Source organism: Janthinobacterium sp. GW821-FHT03C08, assembly GCF_059420905.1.
The window spans coordinates 57,957-75,436 of record NZ_JBWKUP010000022.1; the positions used below are offsets into that span (position 1 = coordinate 57,957).

Here is a 17,480-nt window from a genome sequence, read left to right on the forward strand (position 1 = left end):
GACGCGTAATCACCAGCACGGCCATGCGCGCGGCGCGCCGGCCATGGCACGCAGCCGTAACCGTCCGTGTCCGTGTTTGTCCGAGTTCACCACGCCTGGCCGGCAAAACATCGTGCAGCCAACGGCGCAACGCGGACCATGCGCCAGCGCAGCTCGTCCGCGCCGCGCCGCAGCCAAATGCATCGAACTGCGCCGCACTGCAGTTTCCTGGCGATCCTGCCACGCCAGCTGCCGCAGCCACGTAGCGGCGCAAGCAGGAAACCAGGCGCGTGGCTGGTCCCGACCGACAGCACCGCGAGGCAGGAGCCGCCAGCCGGGTACGGCAGACAGTCCGCACCATCGAGCCGCCGTTATTGCACCGGCAGACGGGCGCCACGCGGAACAGGCAGCACCCATGGCCACGGAAGTTACGCATTTCGCTCAAGGGCCAGCCTCCAGACGAGAGTCCACACCAGAGGGAACGCGCAGCGCGGAAGGCGCGGGAGCACGCCGCGTCCAAGACGCTAAAATCGCATTTGCGATTGTCCAACTTGCAAAAAGGGCGATTTGACGAATTGCTCCATAACTTCGCATAATTTATATTATGTAAAATGATGGACGGAGGTGGGCGACACTTTTAGTACATTCAAACTCTCTTAGTACGCCTGTAGGCCGTCCATGCAATGACCTGCTAGCGCCTCGGATGCGACCTGCGCAGCGCGCAGCATGTTTGTACAAAACGGCACCTGCCATGCATCGACTTCCGGCACTACGATGCTCCTGGAACGGAAGTAGCGTTTCTGGTCAAGCGCCCTGCACGGCATTTCCTTGCCGCAGTACTTTGCTATGTAACTGGCGATCTTGTGCGCCCCGGCCACGCGAAAGCCGAAACGGTGCGGGTGGCGGACGCGGATTTGGCCCATCTGGTCGACGTTCGGGCCGCGTCCGATGAATGCGGGCCAGTCACCTGTACTGGCCCGCTTGGCGTCTTAATTGGCGGCAGCTGCTTGCCCTGATGAGGCCGGATAAAGTAATACTTTCGCGGCGATCGCTGCCAGTGACAGGAGGCAGAAGATCAGGCCGCACCAGACGATGCCCTGCACGCCGTAGGCGTTGATGAAGCTGCCACCTAGCGCGGAGCCCATCACGACGCCGCCGTTACCGGCCGACACAAACAGGCTGGTCGCGAACTCCGGTGCCTCGGACGCTTCGGACGTCAGCCACACCTGGCTTATCAGCATGCCGCTGGTGTGGGTCGCGCCCCACAGCACGGCAATGATGGCCATGCTGGCAAGGTTTGCGCTGCCGCACACCTGCAGCACTCCATAGGCCAAGGCCAGCGCGACGGGATGCAGCAGCGTGGTGGCGACCATATTGCGCCCCAGCAGCCGCCCTGCCAGCAAATTGCCGGACACGCCGCCGATGCCGAAGATCAGCAGAACCAGGCTGGTCGTGGTGGCATCCATGCCCGTGGCGCTCCTTAAGTATTCCGCCGCGTAGCTGTAGACGGAGAACATGGCAGTAAACACCAGCACCGTGGCGACGATGTTGAGCCACAGCGCGGGCTTGCGCAGCACCGCCAGCTGACGTCCGAAACTCAGCGCCACCGGACGTCCCTGCCCCGGCAGCATCAGCATCAGGCCGATACCGGCGATGACCGTCGCGGCAGAACAGAACAGGAAGGACGCCTCGTAGGAGACATGCGCCGCCACCCAGGTCGTCGCCGGCACGCCCAGTACCAGGCCGAAACTGGTGCCGATAAAGGCTTGTGCCATGGCATGCGCCGCCCGCTCCCTGGGATAGAGGGAAGCCGCTGCTGCAAATGCGGCGGAGAAAAATACCGGGTGCAGCAGCGCCGGCACGATGCGCAGGGCCATCAGGCTGGAGAAGTTCGGCGCATAGGCTGACAAGGCGCTGCAGACGGAAAAGCCCAGCAGCGCTGCCACCAGCACCTTCTTGCGGTCATGGCGGGACGATATCAGCACCAGAAACGGCCCCAGGATGGCGATGATGAGGGCAAATATGCCCATCAGCATGCCGGCCTGCGCCACCGTGACACCGAAGCGCTGCACAATGTCGGGCAGGATGCCGACGATGCCAAACTCCAGCGTGTACAGGCCAAACAGACCCAGCATGATGGCCGGCATCGCCGCAGACGACGGAATCTGCCTAGTCATCGGCGCACTCCCGCCCGCCGAACGGCCATGGGCGCCTGCCGCCTGCCCCGCCGTCCGCGTTCGCGCGCCCGCGCCGGCGCTGCCGTACGATGCATGGCGCTGTCCTCATTCTTCGCCAACCTGCACCACAATCTTGCCGAACGCGCCCCGCTGGAGATGGGCAAACGCGGCTGGCACCTGCGAAAACGGATAGGTGGCGTCGATCACGGGCTCGATGCCCAGCAGGTCGATGGCGCGCACCAGGTCTTCCAGCGCGCGGCGCGGACCGACGGCGATGCCGACGATCGTGGCGCGGCTGCCCAGCACCGGCAGGATGGGCAAGGTGAAGCTGTCGGCGTCCAGCAGGCCGATGATGGAGATGCGGCCGCCCTGCGCCACCGCGGCCAGCGAGCGCGCGACGTTCTCGCCGCCCGTCATTTCCAGGATGTGGTCCGCGCCGCGGCCGCCGGTCAGGGCCAGCACTTCCTGCTGCCAGTCCGGCGTGGCATTGCGATTGATGCCGTGATGGGCGCCCAGGGCGATGGCGCGCGCGATCTTAGCATCGCTGCCGCTGGTGACGATGACGCGGGCGCCGTGGGCGGCGGCCAGCTGCACGGCAAACAGGGACACGCCGCCCGTCCCCTGCACCACCACCGTCTGCCCGGCGTGCAGCTTGCCCAGTTCGACCAGGGCCATCCAGGCAGTCAGCGCCGCCACCGGCAAGGTGCTGGCCTGCGCGGCGCTCAGGGTGCGCGGCGCATGCACATACCATTCGGCCGAGTCGACCACATATTGCGACAGGACGCCCGACAGCGGGCCGCCGCGGGTGGGCGCTTCCGACCATGACAGCGGCACGCCATCGATCCAGCCGGGCATGTAGGCAGACAGCACGCGGTCGCCGACCGCGAAGCGCGTCACGCCGGCGCCTACCGCGACGACACGGCCCGCCATGTCGGATGCCGGCGTGAATGGAAACGCCAGCGGATTGCCCATGCCGTTGTCGACCACTTCGGCGTCGCGATAGTTCAGCGACACGGCGTCGGTCGCGATGACGATTTCGCCTGACCCGGGCGCCGGCAGCGGCAGTTCGCGCAGTGCGAGCCGGTCCAGCCCCAGGGAAGGAATTTCCCAGCGTTGGTGGGTGACGGGAAGCGTGGTATTCATGATGAGCCTATTCAAGTGGATGAAGAAGGCTATATCGTAGGAGCTGCGCTGATCCGGAGTAAGTGGGGTATAGTGCCGTTATTTACGGAGTTAAACCTCCGCAATGAGGAAAAATCATGGAAAGCATCAGCGCCATCAATGTATTCGTGCACGTGGCCGAAACCCGCAGCCTCGTCGCTGCCGGCCGGATACTCGGCGTGTCCGCTTCCGCCATCGGCAAGCGCGTCGGCGCGCTGGAAGAGCAGCTGGGCGTGCGGCTGTTTCACCGCAGCACCCGCAGCATCACGCTGACGGCGGAGGGGACGATGTTCCTCGAACGCAGCCGGCGCATCCTGGCCGAAATCGAAGCGGCGCAGACCGAACTGTCCCAAGTGCACTTGAGTCCGCGCGGCCGCCTGCGCGTCAGCCTGCCGCAAGTGGGCGAACCGTTCCTGTCGGTGCTGGCGCAATTCAAGCAGGCCTATCCGGACGTCGACCTGGATCTCGATTTCACCGACCGCCGCGTCGATGTGATCGAGGAAGGATTCGACGCCGTCATCCGCAGCGGCAACGTGCCCGATTCGCGCCTGACGGCGCGCCGGCTGGGTTCATACCGCATGCTGCTGGCGGGGGCGCCGGAGTATTTCGCCCGGCACGGCATACCGGACAGCTGTGCCGACCTGGCCGGCCACGCCTGCATCCAGTTCCGCTATCCGAATACGGGCAAGCTGCAGGTATGGCCGCTATGTGCCGACGAGATTGCCGCAGACTTCCAGCTGCCGACTTCCGTCGTGTGCAACAACCTGGAGGCGCGCATCCTGTTCGCGCTGCAGGGCCTGGGCATCGCCTACCTGCCGGATTTCGCCATCGGCCCGCACTTGGCGGCCGGCAGGCTGGTGCACGTGTTGCCGCGCTGCGCAGAAAATCCGGCACCGTTCCACATCATGTGGCCATCCGGCAAGCATCTGGCACCGAAGTTTCGCGTGTTGATCGACTTTCTGCACGCCCATTTGTTTCCATCTACTTCGTAACTGGCTTAAAAGTTATGCCGCAGGCCAAGATTGAAGGCGCTGTTGCCCGTGCCGGCCTCATTGCCGTTGCCCACCGTATAGGCGGCGCCATGGCGGTTGCGGATCGTCGCCCACGCCAGGTAGGCGCTGGTGCGCGGCGACAGGCCATGGGTGTAGCCGAGCGCCCACTGGCTGGCGTCCTGCTGGAACGGCGTCCTGTCGTGCTTGCGGATGAACGAGGTCATCACCCTGCCCTGTTTGCCGGCAGGAATGCTGGCCCCCAGCAGCAGGTCGGTGCTGTCCGTGGAAGGGACGACGGTGCCGGGCGCACCGTAGGCGCCGGGGTTGGGCACGGGTGAGCTGTTGAGACCCTTGTCCACGCCGTACGCCAGGTAGGCGGTGAGCCAGGCGTAGCGGTAGTTCATGGCCAGCACGCTGTTTCGGGCATGGTCCTGCCGCACGGCAGCGGCGAGGGGCGCCGCGCCGGCAGCAATGTCCTGGTTCAGCACGCTGTGGGCGAAGCGCACGGTGAGCGGCCCCGCCGCATAGCCGATGGCCATGACCAACTGGCGCCCCGCATGGCTGTCACCCGCCTGTTCGCCCAGGCTGGCTGCGGCCTCGGCCGTCCAGCCCCGGCGCGTGGGCGAGGTGTAGCTGATGGTGTTGCTGGCGCGGACCACGTTTTTCACGGGAAAAAGATTCTTTGCCGTGCCCGCGTAGCCCAGGCTGAACGGATCGGCCACCTGCACCAGCGTGTAATACAGGAAGGTGTGCTGGCGGCCCAGGCGCACGCTGCCCCAGTCGCGGCTTTCCAGGCCGATATACGCCTGGCGGTTGAAGAGCTGGCCATTCGTGTTGTCCAGGCTGCCATCGTCGATGCGCATGCCCAGTTCCAGCAGGAAAATGGCGGACAGGCCGTCGCCCAGGTCTTCCTTGCCGCGAAAACCCAGGCGTGAATACGCGCTGGCGCCGCTGGTGAGCTTGTTCACCCTGCCCGCGGCGCCGCCGCGCTCGCCGACCAGGGCCGCATCGACGATGCCGTACACGCTGACCTCGGACTGCGCCTGCGCGCTGGCGCCAAGCACGCCGCTGGCCAGCAGCGCGCCGTATAGACAGGCCGCTTTCACGGGCGGCCCCTAGCCGCGCACGTGGAACTGCGTGGCGAAGGCGTCCGGCGTGAAACCGGCAGCCTTGAACAGGTAGGCTTGCGACTCTTGCGTGGCGGCATGCAGGGCCGCCATGTCGAGGTCCAGCAGCTTGCCGTGCTGCTTGCGGATGCGTCCGCCAATGATGACGGTTTCCACATTGCTGCGTTCGGCCGCGCCGACGACGGTGCCCAGCGCGTTATTCGACGGATACAGATTGATGTCGTTGGTATTGATCAGCACGATATCGGCCTGCTTGCCTTCGCGCAAGCTGCCCGTCTGCCGGCCCAGCCCGGCGACGGCGGAACCGTCGATGGTGGCCGCCGACAGCAGCGCGCGCATGTCCACCGGTGCGCTGGCGTGGCTGGCGGACTTGTGCGCCAGCGCCGAACTGCGCTGCAGGTACAGCGCCGCGCGCATCTCGGCAAACATGTCGCCGCCGTAGGCGCTTTCGTTGTCCACGCTGAAACCGGGACGCATGCCGTGGTCGATGGCGGCCTGGTAGCCGAAGATGCCGCTGCCCAGCGCCCAGTGCGTGTCCGAACGGGGGCAGACGTTGACCTGCACGCCCGCGGCCTTCAGGATTTGCCACGCTTCCTCGCTCAGGTCGGTGCAATGGTTGAAGATATTGTCCGGCCCCAGCAAGCCGGCACGGTGCAGTTCCGGCAGCTGCGCCGACATGTCCTGGCCGAAGAATTCCGTCACCAGCGGGATGCCCAGGCGGCGACCGACGGCCCACTGTTCCCGGTCCACGGAAGTCATCATGGCCAGGGTCAGCAGGCCGCCGCCCTGGCTGAAGCGCTCCTGCTGCAAGGTGGCCAGGTCGGCGTACCAGCTGGCACTGTCCCAGTTGCCGACCAGCGGCGCGCCCGGCGCATGCACGGCGCGGATGCCCGCAGCGTGCAGCGCATCGACGGCGTGCAAGGCATGCTGCAGCGAGCGGCTGTTGTGCGAGTTGTCGATCAGGGTGGTGATGCCCGCGTCGATGGCGCCCAGCGCCGTCAGCAGGTTGCCGACGTACATGTCGCGCGGCCGGTAATGCGGCGCGAACGCCTGGTGGGTGCCGGCGATGTAGTTGCCCAGGTCGGCGGAATTCGGATTGATGCGGCGCAACTGGCCTTCCCACGCGTGGCGGTGCGTGTCGACGAAGCCGGGGATGACGATGCGGCCGCGCGCGTCGATGACTTCCGCGGCGCCGGCCTCGATATGCCCGGCGATGCGGGCAATGGTGTTGCCGCGTATCAGGATGTCGCCCTGCGGCAGGTCCGGCTGTTCCGGGTCCATCGACAGGATGGTGCCGCCCTTGAGCAGCAGCGGCCGGGTCCGCGCGGCAGCCATCTTGCCCGTCACGCGGGGAGCGGGCGAGGCCACGGCGGCCAGGGCGGATGGACCTGCCGCCAGCGCGGCGGCGGCGGAAACGGCATTGGCCAGGAACTGGCGGCGGTTCGATTGCATGGTGTTTTCCCTCTTCTATGTGTCGCCCTGCGTGTGATGCAAGAGATCACGCTCGTCGCAATGGCTATGCGGCGATGATGTCAGAAGGGGCAAGGGGGAAAAAGGGGCGCCCGGCGTTTTCACTATGCGGCGCGGGCGAAGAATCGCCGGCGCCCGGGCCGCTCAGTCCAGGCCGGCGCAGATGTCCACCAGCCAGTCGGCAAATACGCGCACGGCCGGCGACAGGTGGCGGTTGTGCGGATACACGAGCGACACGGGCACGGGCGCGCGCCGCGCGCCGGCCAGCACTTCGCGCAGCCTGCCCGACGCCAGTTCCTCGCGCACCAGGTGGCTGGCCAGCTGAATCAGGCCGTAGCCGTGCAGGCAGCAGCGGATATAGGAATCCGTGTCGTTGACGGCCACCTGCCCCGCCAGCGGCACGGCGATTTCCTTGCCGTCTTGCAAGAAATGAAATTCCGCGATGCGTCCCGTGCTGCCGGAAAAATACTGGACCGCCTGGTGCGCGTGCAGCTCGCCGACGCCCTGCGGAACGCCATGCCGCTCGAAATACGCGGGCGCGCCGCAGGTTATCCATTGAAATGCGCCCAGGCGCCGCGCCACCAGGCTCGAGTCGCGCAATTGCCCCGTGCGCAGCACGCAGTCGATGCCTTCCTGCACCAGGTCCATGGACCGGTCGTTCATGCCCAGCATGAGCTGGATGTCCGGATACAAGGCCAGGAATTCCTGCAGGCGCGGCAGCACCAGCGCGCGCGCCACGGCGCCCGGCATGTCCACCCGCAGCCGCCCCCTGGGCCGGCTGGTGCGGTGCTGCAAGTCCGCTTCCGTGTCGTCGATGGCTTGCAGGATGTCGCGGCTGCGCTGGTAGTAGCGCTCGCCCTCGGGCGTCAGGCTCAGGCTGCGCGTGGTGCGGTGCAGGAGCCGCACCTGCAGGTGGCTCTCCAGGCCCTTGATGATGCTGGTGACGGACGACGGCGCCATCGACAGCGTTTCGGCCGCCTTGTTGAAGCTGTTGGCTTCCACGACGCGCAGAAACACCTGCATTGCTTGAATTCGATCCATGGCTGCCGGAAAACAAGGTGGACGGGGGGCGCGCCGCGCGCCTATTCGCGTTTAGCGAAGAATGAAAGCGCGACGGGACTCTCCTCGCATTCTACCCGATGCCTGCACCGGCCCCATGCCCGGCGCAAGGGCCGCCGGGCAATGCGGTGCATTCACCTTGTCGCGCTGCGGGCGCCTTGCGCTTGCCTAATGCCCAAGCCCGGCAGGCGGCTGCTTGCCCATTGCCGCACGCATTGCCTTGCGGCGTATCAACAAGTACACGGCCGGCACGACGAACATCGACAACAGCGGCGCCGTGAGCATGCCGCCCACCATCGGCGCGGCGATGCGCTGCATCACTTCCGATCCCGTCCCCTCCCCCAGCATCACCGGCACCAGCCCGGCAATGATGACGGCCACCGTCATGGCTTTCGGCCGCACGCGCAGCACGGCACCCTCGCGGATGGCGTCCAGCAAGGCCGCCTCGCCGTGCGCGCCGTGCGCCAGTTTCGCTTCCCAGGCTTGCTTCAGGTACAGCAGCATGATCACGCCGAACTCCGCCGAGACGCCCGCCAGGGCGATGAAGCCCACGCCGCTGGCCACCGACAGGTGGTAGCCCAGCAGCCACAGCAGCCAGATGCCGCCCGCCAGCGCGAACGGCAAGGTGGCCATGATCAGCGCCGCCTCATCGGCACGGCGGAAGGTCAGGTACAGCAGCACGAAGATGATCAGCAAGGTGGCGGGCACGACGATTTTCAGCCTGGCCGTGGCCCGTTCCAGGTACTCGAACTGCCCCGACCACGACACGGCATAGCCGGCCGGCAGCTTGACCTGCGCGCCGACGGCCCGCTGCATGTCGCGCACGGCGGAACTCAGGTCGCGCCCGCGGATATCCACGTACACCCAGCCCGACAGGCGCGCGTTCTCGCTTTTCAGCATGGGCGGACCGTCGTCGATGCGGATGGCGGCCACGTCGCCCAGGCGTATCTGCGCGCCCCGCTCCGTCAGCACGGGCAGGTCGCGCAGTTTCTCGACGGAATCGCGCAGCTCGCGCGGATAGCGCACGCTGATGGGAAAGCGCTGCAAGCCTTCCACCGTTTCACCCACATTCTCGCCGCCGATGGCGCTGGCGACGATACTTTGCACATCGGCAATATTCAAGCCATGGCGGGCCGCTGCGTCGCGGTCGATCTTGATATCGACGTAGCGCCCGCCGTTCAGGCGCTCGGCCAGCGCGGACGACACGCCGGGCACCGTCCTGACGACGCGCTCGATCTGCGCCGTGATGCCGTCGATGTCCTGCAGGCTGGCGCCCGCCACCTTGATGCCGACGGGACTCTTGATGCCCGTGGCCAGCATGTCGATGCGGTTGCGGATGGGCGGCACCCAGATATTCGTCAGGCCCGGCACGTGCACGGCGCGGTCCAGCTCCTCGACCAGCTTGTCGGGCGTCATGCCCGCCCGCCACTGCGCGCGCGGCTTGAACTGGATCGTCGTCTCGAACATTTCCAGCGGCGCCGGGTCCGTCGCCGTCTCGGCGCGGCCCGCCTTGCCGAACACCGTCTGCACCTCGGGCACGGTCTTGATCAGGCGGTCCGTCTGCTGCAGCAGCTCGGCCACCTTGCCCGCGCCTATCCCCGGCAAGGCCGACGGCATATATAAGAGGTCGCCTTCGTCCAGCGGCGGCATGAATTCGCCGCCCAGGCGCGACAGCGGCCACGCCGTTAGCAGCACGGCCAGCCCCGCCACCAGCACGGTGGCCTTCGGCCAGCGCAGCACCTTCTCGAGCAGGGGCCGGTACATGGCCATCAGCCAGCGGTTGAGCGGGTTGCTGTGCTCGGCCGGGATGCGGCCGCGGATCAGATAGCCCATCAGCACGGGGATCAGGGTGACGGCCAGGCCCGCCGCAGCGGCCATGGCATAGGTCTTGGTGAACGCCAGCGGGGCGAACAGCCGCCCCTCCTGCGCTTCCAGGCTGAACACGGGAATGAAGGACAGCACGATGATCAGGAGGGAGAAGAACAAGGCCGGTCCCACCTCGGCGGCCGCGTCGCCGATCACCTGCCAGTGCGTGTCGCCCTGCAGCCGCTGGCCCGGGTGCGCGTGCTGCCACGCCTCGATATGCTTGTGCGCATTCTCGATCATGACGACGGCCGCGTCGACCATGGCGCCGATGGCGATGGCGATGCCGCCCAGCGACATGATGTTGGCGTTGACGCCCTGGTAATGCATGACGATGTAGGCGATCAGGATGCCCAGCGGCAGCGAGATGATGGCCACCAGCGCCGAGCGCAGGTGGAACAGGAACATGGCGCAAACCACCGCCACGACGGTGAATTCCTCGATCAGCTTGTGCTGCAGGTTGCCCACGGCGCGCTGGATCAGGCTGGAGCGGTCGTACACGGGCACGATCTCCACGCCGGGCGGCAAGCCCGCTTTCAGCACGGCCAGCCTGGCCTTCACGGCGGAGATGGTTTCCAGCGCATTCTTGCCCGAGCGCATGATGATCACGCCGCCCGCCACTTCGCCCTCCCCGTTCAGTTCGGCAATACCGCGCCGCATTTCCGGCCCCAGCTGCAGCGTGGCCACGTCGCCCAGGCGCACGGCCACGCCCGCGTCCGTCGTCGCCAGGGGAATCTGGCGGAAATCGTCGAGCGATTGCAGGTAGCCCGAGGCGCGTACCATGTATTCCGCCTCGCCCAGTTCCAGCACGGCGCCCCCCGTTTCCTGGTTGGCGCGCTGCACGGCGGCAATCACCTTGCCATGTGGAATGCCGTAGGCGCGCAGCTTGTCCGGGTCCAGCACGATCTGGTACTGGCGCACCATGCCGCCGATGCTGGCCACTTCCGCCACGTTGGGCAGCGCCTTGAGCTCGAACTTGAGGAACCAGTCCTGCAGGGCGCGCAGCTGCGCCAGGTCCTGCCTGCCGCTGCGGTCGACCAGCGCATACTCGTAGATCCAGCCCACGCCCGTGGCGTCCGGCCCCAGCGCCGTCTTCGCCTGCGCGGGCAGGCGCGACTGCACCTGGCTCAGGTATTCCAGCACGCGCGAGCGGGCCCAGTACGGGTCCGTGCCATCCTCGAACAGGATGTAGACGAAGGAATCGCCGAAAAAGGAATAGCCGCGCACGCTCTTCGCGCCCGGCACGGACAGCATGGTGGTCGTCAACGGATACGTGACCTGGTTTTCCACGATCTGCGGCGCCTGTCCCGGATAGCTGGTGCGCACGATGACTTGCGTGTCCGACAGGTCGGGAATCGCGTCGAGCGGCGTGTGCGCCAGCGACCAGATGCCCCAGGCCGCCAACAACACGGTGGCCAGCAGGACGAGGAAGCGGTTGCCGATGGACCAGCGTATGAATTTGGCGATCATGGCTTGCCTCCTGGCATGGTGGACATCTCCATGCCGCCCATGGCGGCGGGCCGGATGGCCGTGATGGCGAAGCCGCCCTCCGCGCTCTTGCTGAAGTCAAAGTCCACCTTGCTGCCCACGCGCACCTGCGCCGGCAGGCCGCCCGGCGGCAAGGCAAAGGCCATGGTCATCGGTCCCCAGTGCAGCGCGGCGACAGGGCCGTGCGAAATGGTGATGTCATGCGGGCCGACCTGTTCCACCGTGCCCGCCGCGTGATGCTGCGCCACGGCCGCAGGCGTGGCGGCGGCCGGCATGCCGCCCATGCGCGCGATCTTACCCTTCAGGCTGGCTTCGGAATCGACGAGGAACTGGCCCGACACCACCACTTTCTGGCCGGCAACCAGGCCCTTGCGGATTTCCGTCATGCCATTGCCTTCGCCGCCCGTCTGCACCTCGACGGGCGTGAAGCGGCCGGCGTCGCTTGCCAGCATGACGAGCTGGCGCGTGCCCGTGGCGATCACGGCTTCCGATGGCAGCAGCAGGACGTCGGCAGCCGCCCCCGGGGCGAAATTGAGCGTGGTAAACATGCCGGGCAGCAACTGGCTGCCAGGATTGGCCAGCTCGATGCGGGCCGTCACGGTGCGCGTGGCCGCGTTAACCTCCGGCAAGATTACGCTGACCTTGCCGTGGAACACCTTGCCGGGCAGCGCTTGCGCGCGCGCCTCGACAGGCGTGCCGGGACGCACCCTGGCCGCCGCGCTCTCGGGCAGCGCGGCATTGACCCATACGCTGGACAGGCCATTGATGCGGAACAGGGGCGCCCCGGCGGCCACCGTCATGCCTTCGCGGGCGTCCAGCCCGGCGATGACGCCGGCGATGGGCGCCGCCACCGTCAGCCGCGCATGCACGCTGCCGCTGTTTTCCACCAGGCGTATCTGCGCCTCGTCCATGCCGGCCAGGCGCATGCGCTGGCGGGCCGCGTCGGCCAGGCCGGCCGCGCCATCGCCCCGCATGCGGCGGGCGGCGAGGAATTCCTCCTGCGCGGCGATCCAGTCCGGCACGTACAGCTCGGCCAGGGCCTGCCCCTTGCGCACGGGATCGAAGGGGGCGCGCACGGCCAGGCGCTCGAGGTAGCCGCCGCTGCGCGCCTGCACGACGGCCACGTCGCGCTCGTTGTAGGCCACGCTGCCGACGGCCGCCAGCGGCGCGGCCAGCGTGCCGGAGGTAACGCGCGCCGTGCGCACGCCCAGGTTTTGCTGCACGCGGGGATCGATGCGGATGCCGCTGTCATCGTTGGCGGCATCGCTGTCCGCATACACGGGCACCAGCTGCATGTCCATGAACGGCGACTTGCCCGGCTTGTCGAACTTCTGGCCCGGCACCATGGGGTCGTGCCAGTACAGGGGTTTTTTAGTGCTTGCCTGCGCCGGTGCGGCGCGGCTGCCGCCGGCGGCGCCGAGCTGGTAGCCCGCATAGCTTGCCGCCAGCACGGCGGCTACGGCGATGGCGAATGTTTTTGGATGGTTCATGGCTGCTGCTCCAGGTCGTGCGGGGTGTCGGGAAAGAGGAAACGCAGCTGCGCCCAGCGCTGGGCGGTATCCATCTGCACTTGCAGCCAGGCGAGGCGCGCGTCGAGTGCGCCGCGCCGGGCTGCCAGCACGTCGGCCAGGGTGGCCTTGCCGCCCCGGTAGGCGGCCAGCGCCGCCGCGCTGCGCTGTTCCAGCACGGGCAGCAGTTGCCGGGCGTAGCGCGCGCCCCGTTCGCGGCCGCTCTGCCAGGCGATGAGCAAGGCGCGCGTGGCGGCGGCATCGTCGCGCGTGGCTTCCTCGCGCTCGTCCTTCGCCTGTTCGGCCAGGGCCAGTTTCGCCGCCAATTCGCGGTCCTGGCGCTGCGGCCGGTCCCACTGCAGGGGCAGCGACAGGCCCACGGACAGCATGTTGGCGTAGGCGCCGCCGCGCTGCTGAAAGGCCACTTCGACGCTCCAGTCCGCATGGCGGTTCGCCTGCGCCAGCCGCACGTCCGCTTGCGCCGCTTCTTCCTGCAGCGCCAGCACGGCTAGCTGCGGCCGGCGCGCAATGCCGCTCTCCAGGATGGCCGGATCGAGGCCGATGTTGTCCAGGTCAGGCAAGCCGGCCCCGTCCAGCTCGCCGGGGCCGCCCGTCCAGCGCGCCAAGGCATTGACTGCCACGTCGAGGTCGCGGCGGGCTTGGCTGGCGCGGTCTTCCAGCGCAAACAGGGCGGCGCGCGCGGCCAGCAGATCGGCCTGGCTACCACGCCCGCCCCGATAGGCAGCCTCGGCCGCGTCGATTTCCTGTCCCGCCAGCGCCAGCTGCGTGGCCAGCACGGTGACCATTTCCCGGTTGTAATACACGCTCAGCCAGGCGCTGGCCGTGTCGCGCTCGATGGCGGCCAGGGCCGCCTGCTGTTGCGCCTGCGCCCTGCCCGCCTCGCGCTGCTGGCGGACTGCGCGCCAGTGCAATTTATCGGCGCTCGTCAATTCCTGCGCGATGCCGATGCGCCGCATGGTCATGGCATCGTTATTCAAATTAATGCGGTCGCGGCCGCCCAGGGGCAGGTTATCGATGCCCGCCCTGAGGACGGGATCGGGCCGCTGGCCCGCCGCGACGGCCATCTGCTGCGCGGCGATGGCCGCCTGGTCTTGCGCGGGCAGCTGGCGCGAGCGGGCAACGGCTTGCCGCAGCGCCCCGCTGAAGGTCAGTGGAGGCGGCGCGGCCGCGGCAAACAAGGGTAATGCGAGGGCAAATGCAAGCGCCGTCCTGCGCCAGGGGCGAAGACGCGCTGCGCGTGCGTGCTGATGCACGCCGTGCGAGAGTGACATGGGAACTCCAGAATGCGATGGACAATAGCGCCGCGCCAAATAGAATGGCGAGACGACAAGGTTCTAGGCAATCTGCAGTGTCAAATGCGGAAACAGCAATGGCGGATGGCGATGGGCGGCGCGGTGGAGCGCGCCAGGGTCACGTCCGAGGGCGGACGGATGTCCTGCCGGATGGGGGCGTCGGGCACCAGCCACAGCAGCGGCACGACGATCGCGATGAAAGGCGGCAAGTCGGCGCCGTGTACCTTGTCCAGTGTTTGCCTGGCGGCATCGCCATGCGCGTACACATGGCACAAGGTCGATTGATCCATATCCATGCCGGTACAGCCGGGCATGTCCGGCATGGCCGTCATCGCCGCGTGCAGGGTGGCCGCCGGACTGCTCCCCGCCAGCGGCGCGCCCGGACACAGGTATGCCGCGGCAGCGTGCTGCATGAACAGCATGCTGAGTATGGCGACGAATGCCGTCAATAAACGCGTGGCGCGACTTATCTTCATCAACGTTCTATAAGGGTGTTGCCAGGCTGGCTGGACAGGGGCCGATTATACGGGACGGCAATATGGCCAAACAATACGCAATACTTGCCGATATGCGCACTCTAAGCGTTCCAATGGCGGGAAGGTCAAGCATTTTCCACGCCTCGCCCTGTCAATCCTGCAAAATGACGGCGCACGCTAATGCCGGGCGTCGCATGCGGGGCTTGTGGGACAATGCCGCCGGGCCGCCCTCCCGCAAACGCGCGCGCATTGCCCACGGTTCCCCCCGTTCCCGCCTCGCGGGGAGCGGGCTGCGGCAGGCGCACGGCGGGGATTTCCCCCGATACATATCGGGTTCATACAACCAGACTACATGAAGAAATGAAAATATCAGTTATCGCTACGTTGGGAATGTTATCGCTCATGCAAGCGCCGCCTTCCTTCGCGGACAATGCCAACGGCAAAAAGCTGTTCATGCAGCGATGCGCCATGTGCCACGGCGCGGATATCAAGGGTACGGGCGCGCTGGCGCATAAAAGCAATCCGCCCACGCCGGATCTCACGACGGCCGCCTTCAAGAAAAGACTGCGCGATTACCCCGGTGTCATCGTGTCATCGGTCATACTGCGCCCGAATGGCGATTTGATTCCCAAAACCCTGCGAGAGAATGGCGTCAAGGTGGCGCCGTACGCCTGGAAAGTCAGCGATTTTCGCGATTTGCATCAATATATGAGCGAGGTGATTGCGGCAAGCCGGTGATATACCGATGCCAGGTGGCTGTGACGCCCCTGGCGCCGCTTCCGTGATGGCTGCGGCGTGATGTGCATCGCGTCTCTACTCCTTGCCAGTCATGCCCATACTATGCATGACCCTGGCAGCATTTTCCTGGCAATCCACATCCTCCGGCCTGGCATCAATCAGTTCAATCAGCGACAGGAGCTGGGCCTTGTTCCGGGCCAGGCGCGCTTCCAGCAAGGCGATATCCGCCACCTTCTTGTTGAGTGCCGCCAGCAGCTCGTCATGTTTCCATGAAGACATATCCTCCGGCAAGACTTGCCTGATTTCCTCCAGGGAAAAGCCCGCCTGCTGGGCGCCGCTGATAATGGACAGCACGGCCACGGCTTCCAGCGGATAGTCGCGGTAGCCGTTCGACTGCCGGCTCACGGCTTTGAGCAAGCCCTTCGATTCGTAGAAGCGGATCGTGGAAGCGGCCAAGCCGCTGCGCCTGGCCAATTCGCCAATTTTCATGGTGTTCCCTAAAATATTGCGATTTGTTGTCCCGAAGGGCTTTCGGCGGTGCCTGTGCCACTGTTGAACACAGACATGGAATCGTCCTCCGTCCCTTTGCCTAGTCCCGGCCCTGTGCGCCGGACAGCGCGTCACCGACTATAAGCTTGAAGCCAGCTTGAATGTCAAGCGGAAGATGGGCAAGCGCCAGCGCTTTGCGGCCCGATGGATGCGGACGTCATCAAAGCAGTGTCCCGAACGCGACATGGGAATTTTTTTCGTTTGGGGGCTTGACCTTCAAGTTAGCTTAAAGCTTATCGTGAGGCTATCGCAACCTTGGAGATCAGCATGCAACCCTTTACCCCACTGACACTGCCCAATGGGACAGTCATTCCGAACCGCCTCGCCAAAGCCGCCATGGAAGAGAACATGGCAGACCAGGACCACGCGCCGTCGGCGGCGCTGATACGCCTGTACCAGTCGTGGGCCGACGGCGGCGTCGGCCTGATGATCACCGGCAACGTGATGATCGACCGCCGCGCCATGACGGGCCCCGGCGGCGTGGTGCTCGAGTCGGCGCAGTTTGGCGCCCGCTTCGAGCAGTGGTCCCGTGCGGCCCGTTCACGCGGGGCGCACATCTGGATGCAGATCAACCATCCGGGCCGCCAGATGCCTGCCGCCATGGGACAGGAAACCATGGCGCCGTCCCCCGTGTCCATGGATCTGGGTAATTTCTCGAAGCAATTTGCGGCGCCGCGCGAGATGACGGAGGCCGATATTGCCGACGTGACGCAGCGCTTTGTCCGCGCCGCACAGCTGGCGCAGCAGTTTGGCTTTACGGGCGTGCAGATCCATGCGGCGCACGGTTACCTGATCAGCCAGTTCCTCTCCCCGATCACCAACCAGCGCAACGACCGCTGGGGCGGATCGATAGCAAACCGGGCGCGGCTGCTGGTCGATGTCGTCAGCGCGGTGCGGCAGGCAGTCGGCACAGGCTTTGCCGTCGCGGTGAAGCTCAACTCGGCGGACTTCCAGAAGGGCGGATTCAGTGCGGCAGATGCCAAACAGGTCGTGTCCATGCTCAACACGCTGGGCGTGGACTTGATTGAATTGTCTGGCGGCAGTTATGAAGCGCCGGCCATGCATGGCCAGACCCGCGATGGCCGCACGCTGGCCCGCGAAGCCTATTTCCTCGAATTCGCCAAGGACATCGCCACGGTGGCCCGCATGCCGCTCATGGTGACGGGCGGCATACGCCGCTACCAGGTGGTCGAGCAAGTGCTCGACAGCGGCATCGCCATGGCCGGCATGGGGACGGCGCTGGCGCTCGATCCGCGGCTGCCGCAGGCCTGGCTGTCCGATAAGGCTACCAGCCCCTCGCTGCGGGCCATCACCTGGAAAAACAAGGTGCTGTCGTCCATCGCCTATATGGCGATGGTGAAGTACCAGCTGCGGCGCCTGAGCCAGGGCAAGCCTGCCAGGCCGAATGTGGCCCCTGCCCTGGCCTTGCTGGTTCAGCAATGGGAAACCGTCGTCAGGAATCGGCAGTATCGCCGCCGGATGCACAGGCAGGCGCTTGCCGCGTAATGGCGGCGGTGGGTCTTCACTGAACTTTTCCAGATCAATCATTGCAGGAGCGAGAAATGAAGATGAACATTGCC

13 protein-coding genes are annotated in these 17,480 nt (G+C 66.3%); 3 read left to right on the plus strand and 10 right to left on the minus strand.

Annotation, left to right across the window (positions count from 1 at the left end):
* Positions 1-968: 968 nt before the first annotated feature.
* Positions 969-2,156, minus strand: a complete 1,188-nt coding sequence (locus AC07VL_RS25235; RefSeq protein WP_494808275.1) for an MFS transporter — start codon at positions 2,154-2,156, stop codon at positions 969-971.
* Positions 2,157-2,261: 105 nt separating this feature from the next.
* Entirely contained in the window at positions 2,262-3,299 is a 1,038-nt protein-coding gene (locus AC07VL_RS25240) for a zinc-dependent alcohol dehydrogenase family protein (protein ID WP_494808276.1), read from the minus strand.
* Between the two features lie 116 nt (positions 3,300-3,415).
* Between AC07VL_RS25240 and AC07VL_RS25245 the strand changes: the two genes are divergently transcribed.
* The gene (locus tag AC07VL_RS25245) at positions 3,416-4,309 is read left to right on the plus strand and encodes a LysR family transcriptional regulator (protein ID WP_494808277.1); all 894 of its coding nucleotides are present in this window, start codon (positions 3,416-3,418) and stop codon (positions 4,307-4,309) included.
* A 5-nt stretch (positions 4,310-4,314) separates the two neighbouring features.
* On the opposite strand, the gene AC07VL_RS25250 is transcribed toward AC07VL_RS25245, so the two are convergent.
* From AC07VL_RS25250 to AC07VL_RS25280, 7 genes are all read right to left on the minus strand, one after another.
* Positions 4,315-5,415, minus strand: coding sequence for a porin (locus AC07VL_RS25250; protein ID WP_494808278.1), 1,101 nt, complete (start codon positions 5,413-5,415; stop codon positions 4,315-4,317).
* 9 nt (positions 5,416-5,424) lie between these two features.
* Positions 5,425-6,888 (minus strand): amidohydrolase family protein, encoded by a 1,464-nt coding sequence (locus AC07VL_RS25255; protein WP_494808279.1) that lies wholly within the window; start codon positions 6,886-6,888, stop codon positions 5,425-5,427.
* Between the two features lie 162 nt (positions 6,889-7,050).
* Positions 7,051-7,929: a LysR family transcriptional regulator gene (locus tag AC07VL_RS25260; protein ID WP_494808280.1), complete on the minus strand. Its 879-nt coding sequence runs from the start codon at positions 7,927-7,929 to the stop codon at positions 7,051-7,053.
* Between the two features lie 204 nt (positions 7,930-8,133).
* Positions 8,134-11,298, minus strand: coding sequence for an efflux RND transporter permease subunit (locus AC07VL_RS25265; protein WP_494808281.1), 3,165 nt, complete (start codon positions 11,296-11,298; stop codon positions 8,134-8,136).
* Positions 11,295-12,806 carry an efflux RND transporter periplasmic adaptor subunit gene (locus AC07VL_RS25270; RefSeq protein WP_494808282.1) on the minus strand — a complete coding sequence of 504 codons (1,512 nt, stop codon included), beginning with the start codon at positions 12,804-12,806 and terminating at the stop codon, positions 11,295-11,297. The genes AC07VL_RS25265 and AC07VL_RS25270 overlap by 4 nt, the downstream gene beginning before the upstream one ends.
* Complete coding sequence (locus AC07VL_RS25275) at positions 12,803-14,023, minus strand: TolC family protein (protein WP_494808283.1); 1,221 nt, start codon at positions 14,021-14,023, stop codon at positions 12,803-12,805. Before AC07VL_RS25275 ends, AC07VL_RS25270 begins: the two co-directional genes overlap by 4 nt.
* Positions 14,024-14,196: 173 nt before the next feature.
* Positions 14,197-14,613: a hypothetical protein gene (locus AC07VL_RS25280; protein WP_494808284.1), complete on the minus strand. Its 417-nt coding sequence runs from the start codon at positions 14,611-14,613 to the stop codon at positions 14,197-14,199.
* Positions 14,614-14,973: 360 nt separating this feature from the next.
* Between AC07VL_RS25280 and AC07VL_RS25285 the strand changes: the two genes are divergently transcribed.
* Complete coding sequence (locus AC07VL_RS25285; RefSeq protein ID WP_494808285.1) at positions 14,974-15,351, plus strand: c-type cytochrome; 378 nt, start codon at positions 14,974-14,976, stop codon at positions 15,349-15,351.
* A 75-nt stretch (positions 15,352-15,426) separates the two neighbouring features.
* Here AC07VL_RS25285 and AC07VL_RS25290 read toward each other — a convergent pair whose 3' ends face one another.
* Positions 15,427-15,840 carry a MerR family transcriptional regulator gene (locus AC07VL_RS25290; RefSeq protein WP_494808286.1) on the minus strand — a complete coding sequence of 138 codons (414 nt, stop codon included), beginning with the start codon at positions 15,838-15,840 and terminating at the stop codon, positions 15,427-15,429.
* A gap of 327 nt (positions 15,841-16,167) precedes the next feature.
* On the opposite strand from AC07VL_RS25290, the gene AC07VL_RS25295 reads away from it, so the two are divergent.
* Positions 16,168-17,406 carry an NADH:flavin oxidoreductase/NADH oxidase family protein gene (locus AC07VL_RS25295; RefSeq protein ID WP_494808287.1) on the plus strand — a complete coding sequence of 413 codons (1,239 nt, stop codon included), beginning with the start codon at positions 16,168-16,170 and terminating at the stop codon, positions 17,404-17,406.
* The last annotated feature ends 74 nt before the right edge of the window (positions 17,407-17,480 follow it).

Bases quoted from the DNA above. Each gene is read 5' to 3' on its own strand.
- AC07VL_RS25240 (WP_494808276.1), bottom strand. From the start codon at position 3,299: ATGAATACCACGCTTCCCGTCACCCACCAACGCTGGGAAATTCCTTCC.
- AC07VL_RS25255 (WP_494808279.1), bottom strand. From the start codon at position 6,888: ATGCAATCGAACCGCCGCCAGTTCCTGGCCAATGCCGTTTCCGCCGCC.
- AC07VL_RS25295 (WP_494808287.1), top strand. From the start codon at position 16,168: ATGCAACCCTTTACCCCACTGACACTGCCCAATGGGACAGTCATTCCG.
- AC07VL_RS25245 (WP_494808277.1), top strand. From the start codon at position 3,416: ATGGAAAGCATCAGCGCCATCAATGTATTCGTGCACGTGGCCGAAACC.
- AC07VL_RS25235 (WP_494808275.1), bottom strand. From the start codon at position 2,156: ATGACTAGGCAGATTCCGTCGTCTGCGGCGATGCCGGCCATCATGCTG.
- AC07VL_RS25270 (WP_494808282.1), bottom strand. From the start codon at position 12,806: ATGAACCATCCAAAAACATTCGCCATCGCCGTAGCCGCCGTGCTGGCG.
- AC07VL_RS25265 (WP_494808281.1), bottom strand. From the start codon at position 11,298: ATGATCGCCAAATTCATACGCTGGTCCATCGGCAACCGCTTCCTCGTC.
- AC07VL_RS25260 (WP_494808280.1), bottom strand. From the start codon at position 7,929: ATGCAGGTGTTTCTGCGCGTCGTGGAAGCCAACAGCTTCAACAAGGCG.
- AC07VL_RS25285 (WP_494808285.1), top strand. From the start codon at position 14,974: ATGAAAATATCAGTTATCGCTACGTTGGGAATGTTATCGCTCATGCAA.
- AC07VL_RS25290 (WP_494808286.1), bottom strand. From the start codon at position 15,840: ATGAAAATTGGCGAATTGGCCAGGCGCAGCGGCTTGGCCGCTTCCACG.
- AC07VL_RS25280 (WP_494808284.1), bottom strand. From the start codon at position 14,613: ATGAAGATAAGTCGCGCCACGCGTTTATTGACGGCATTCGTCGCCATA.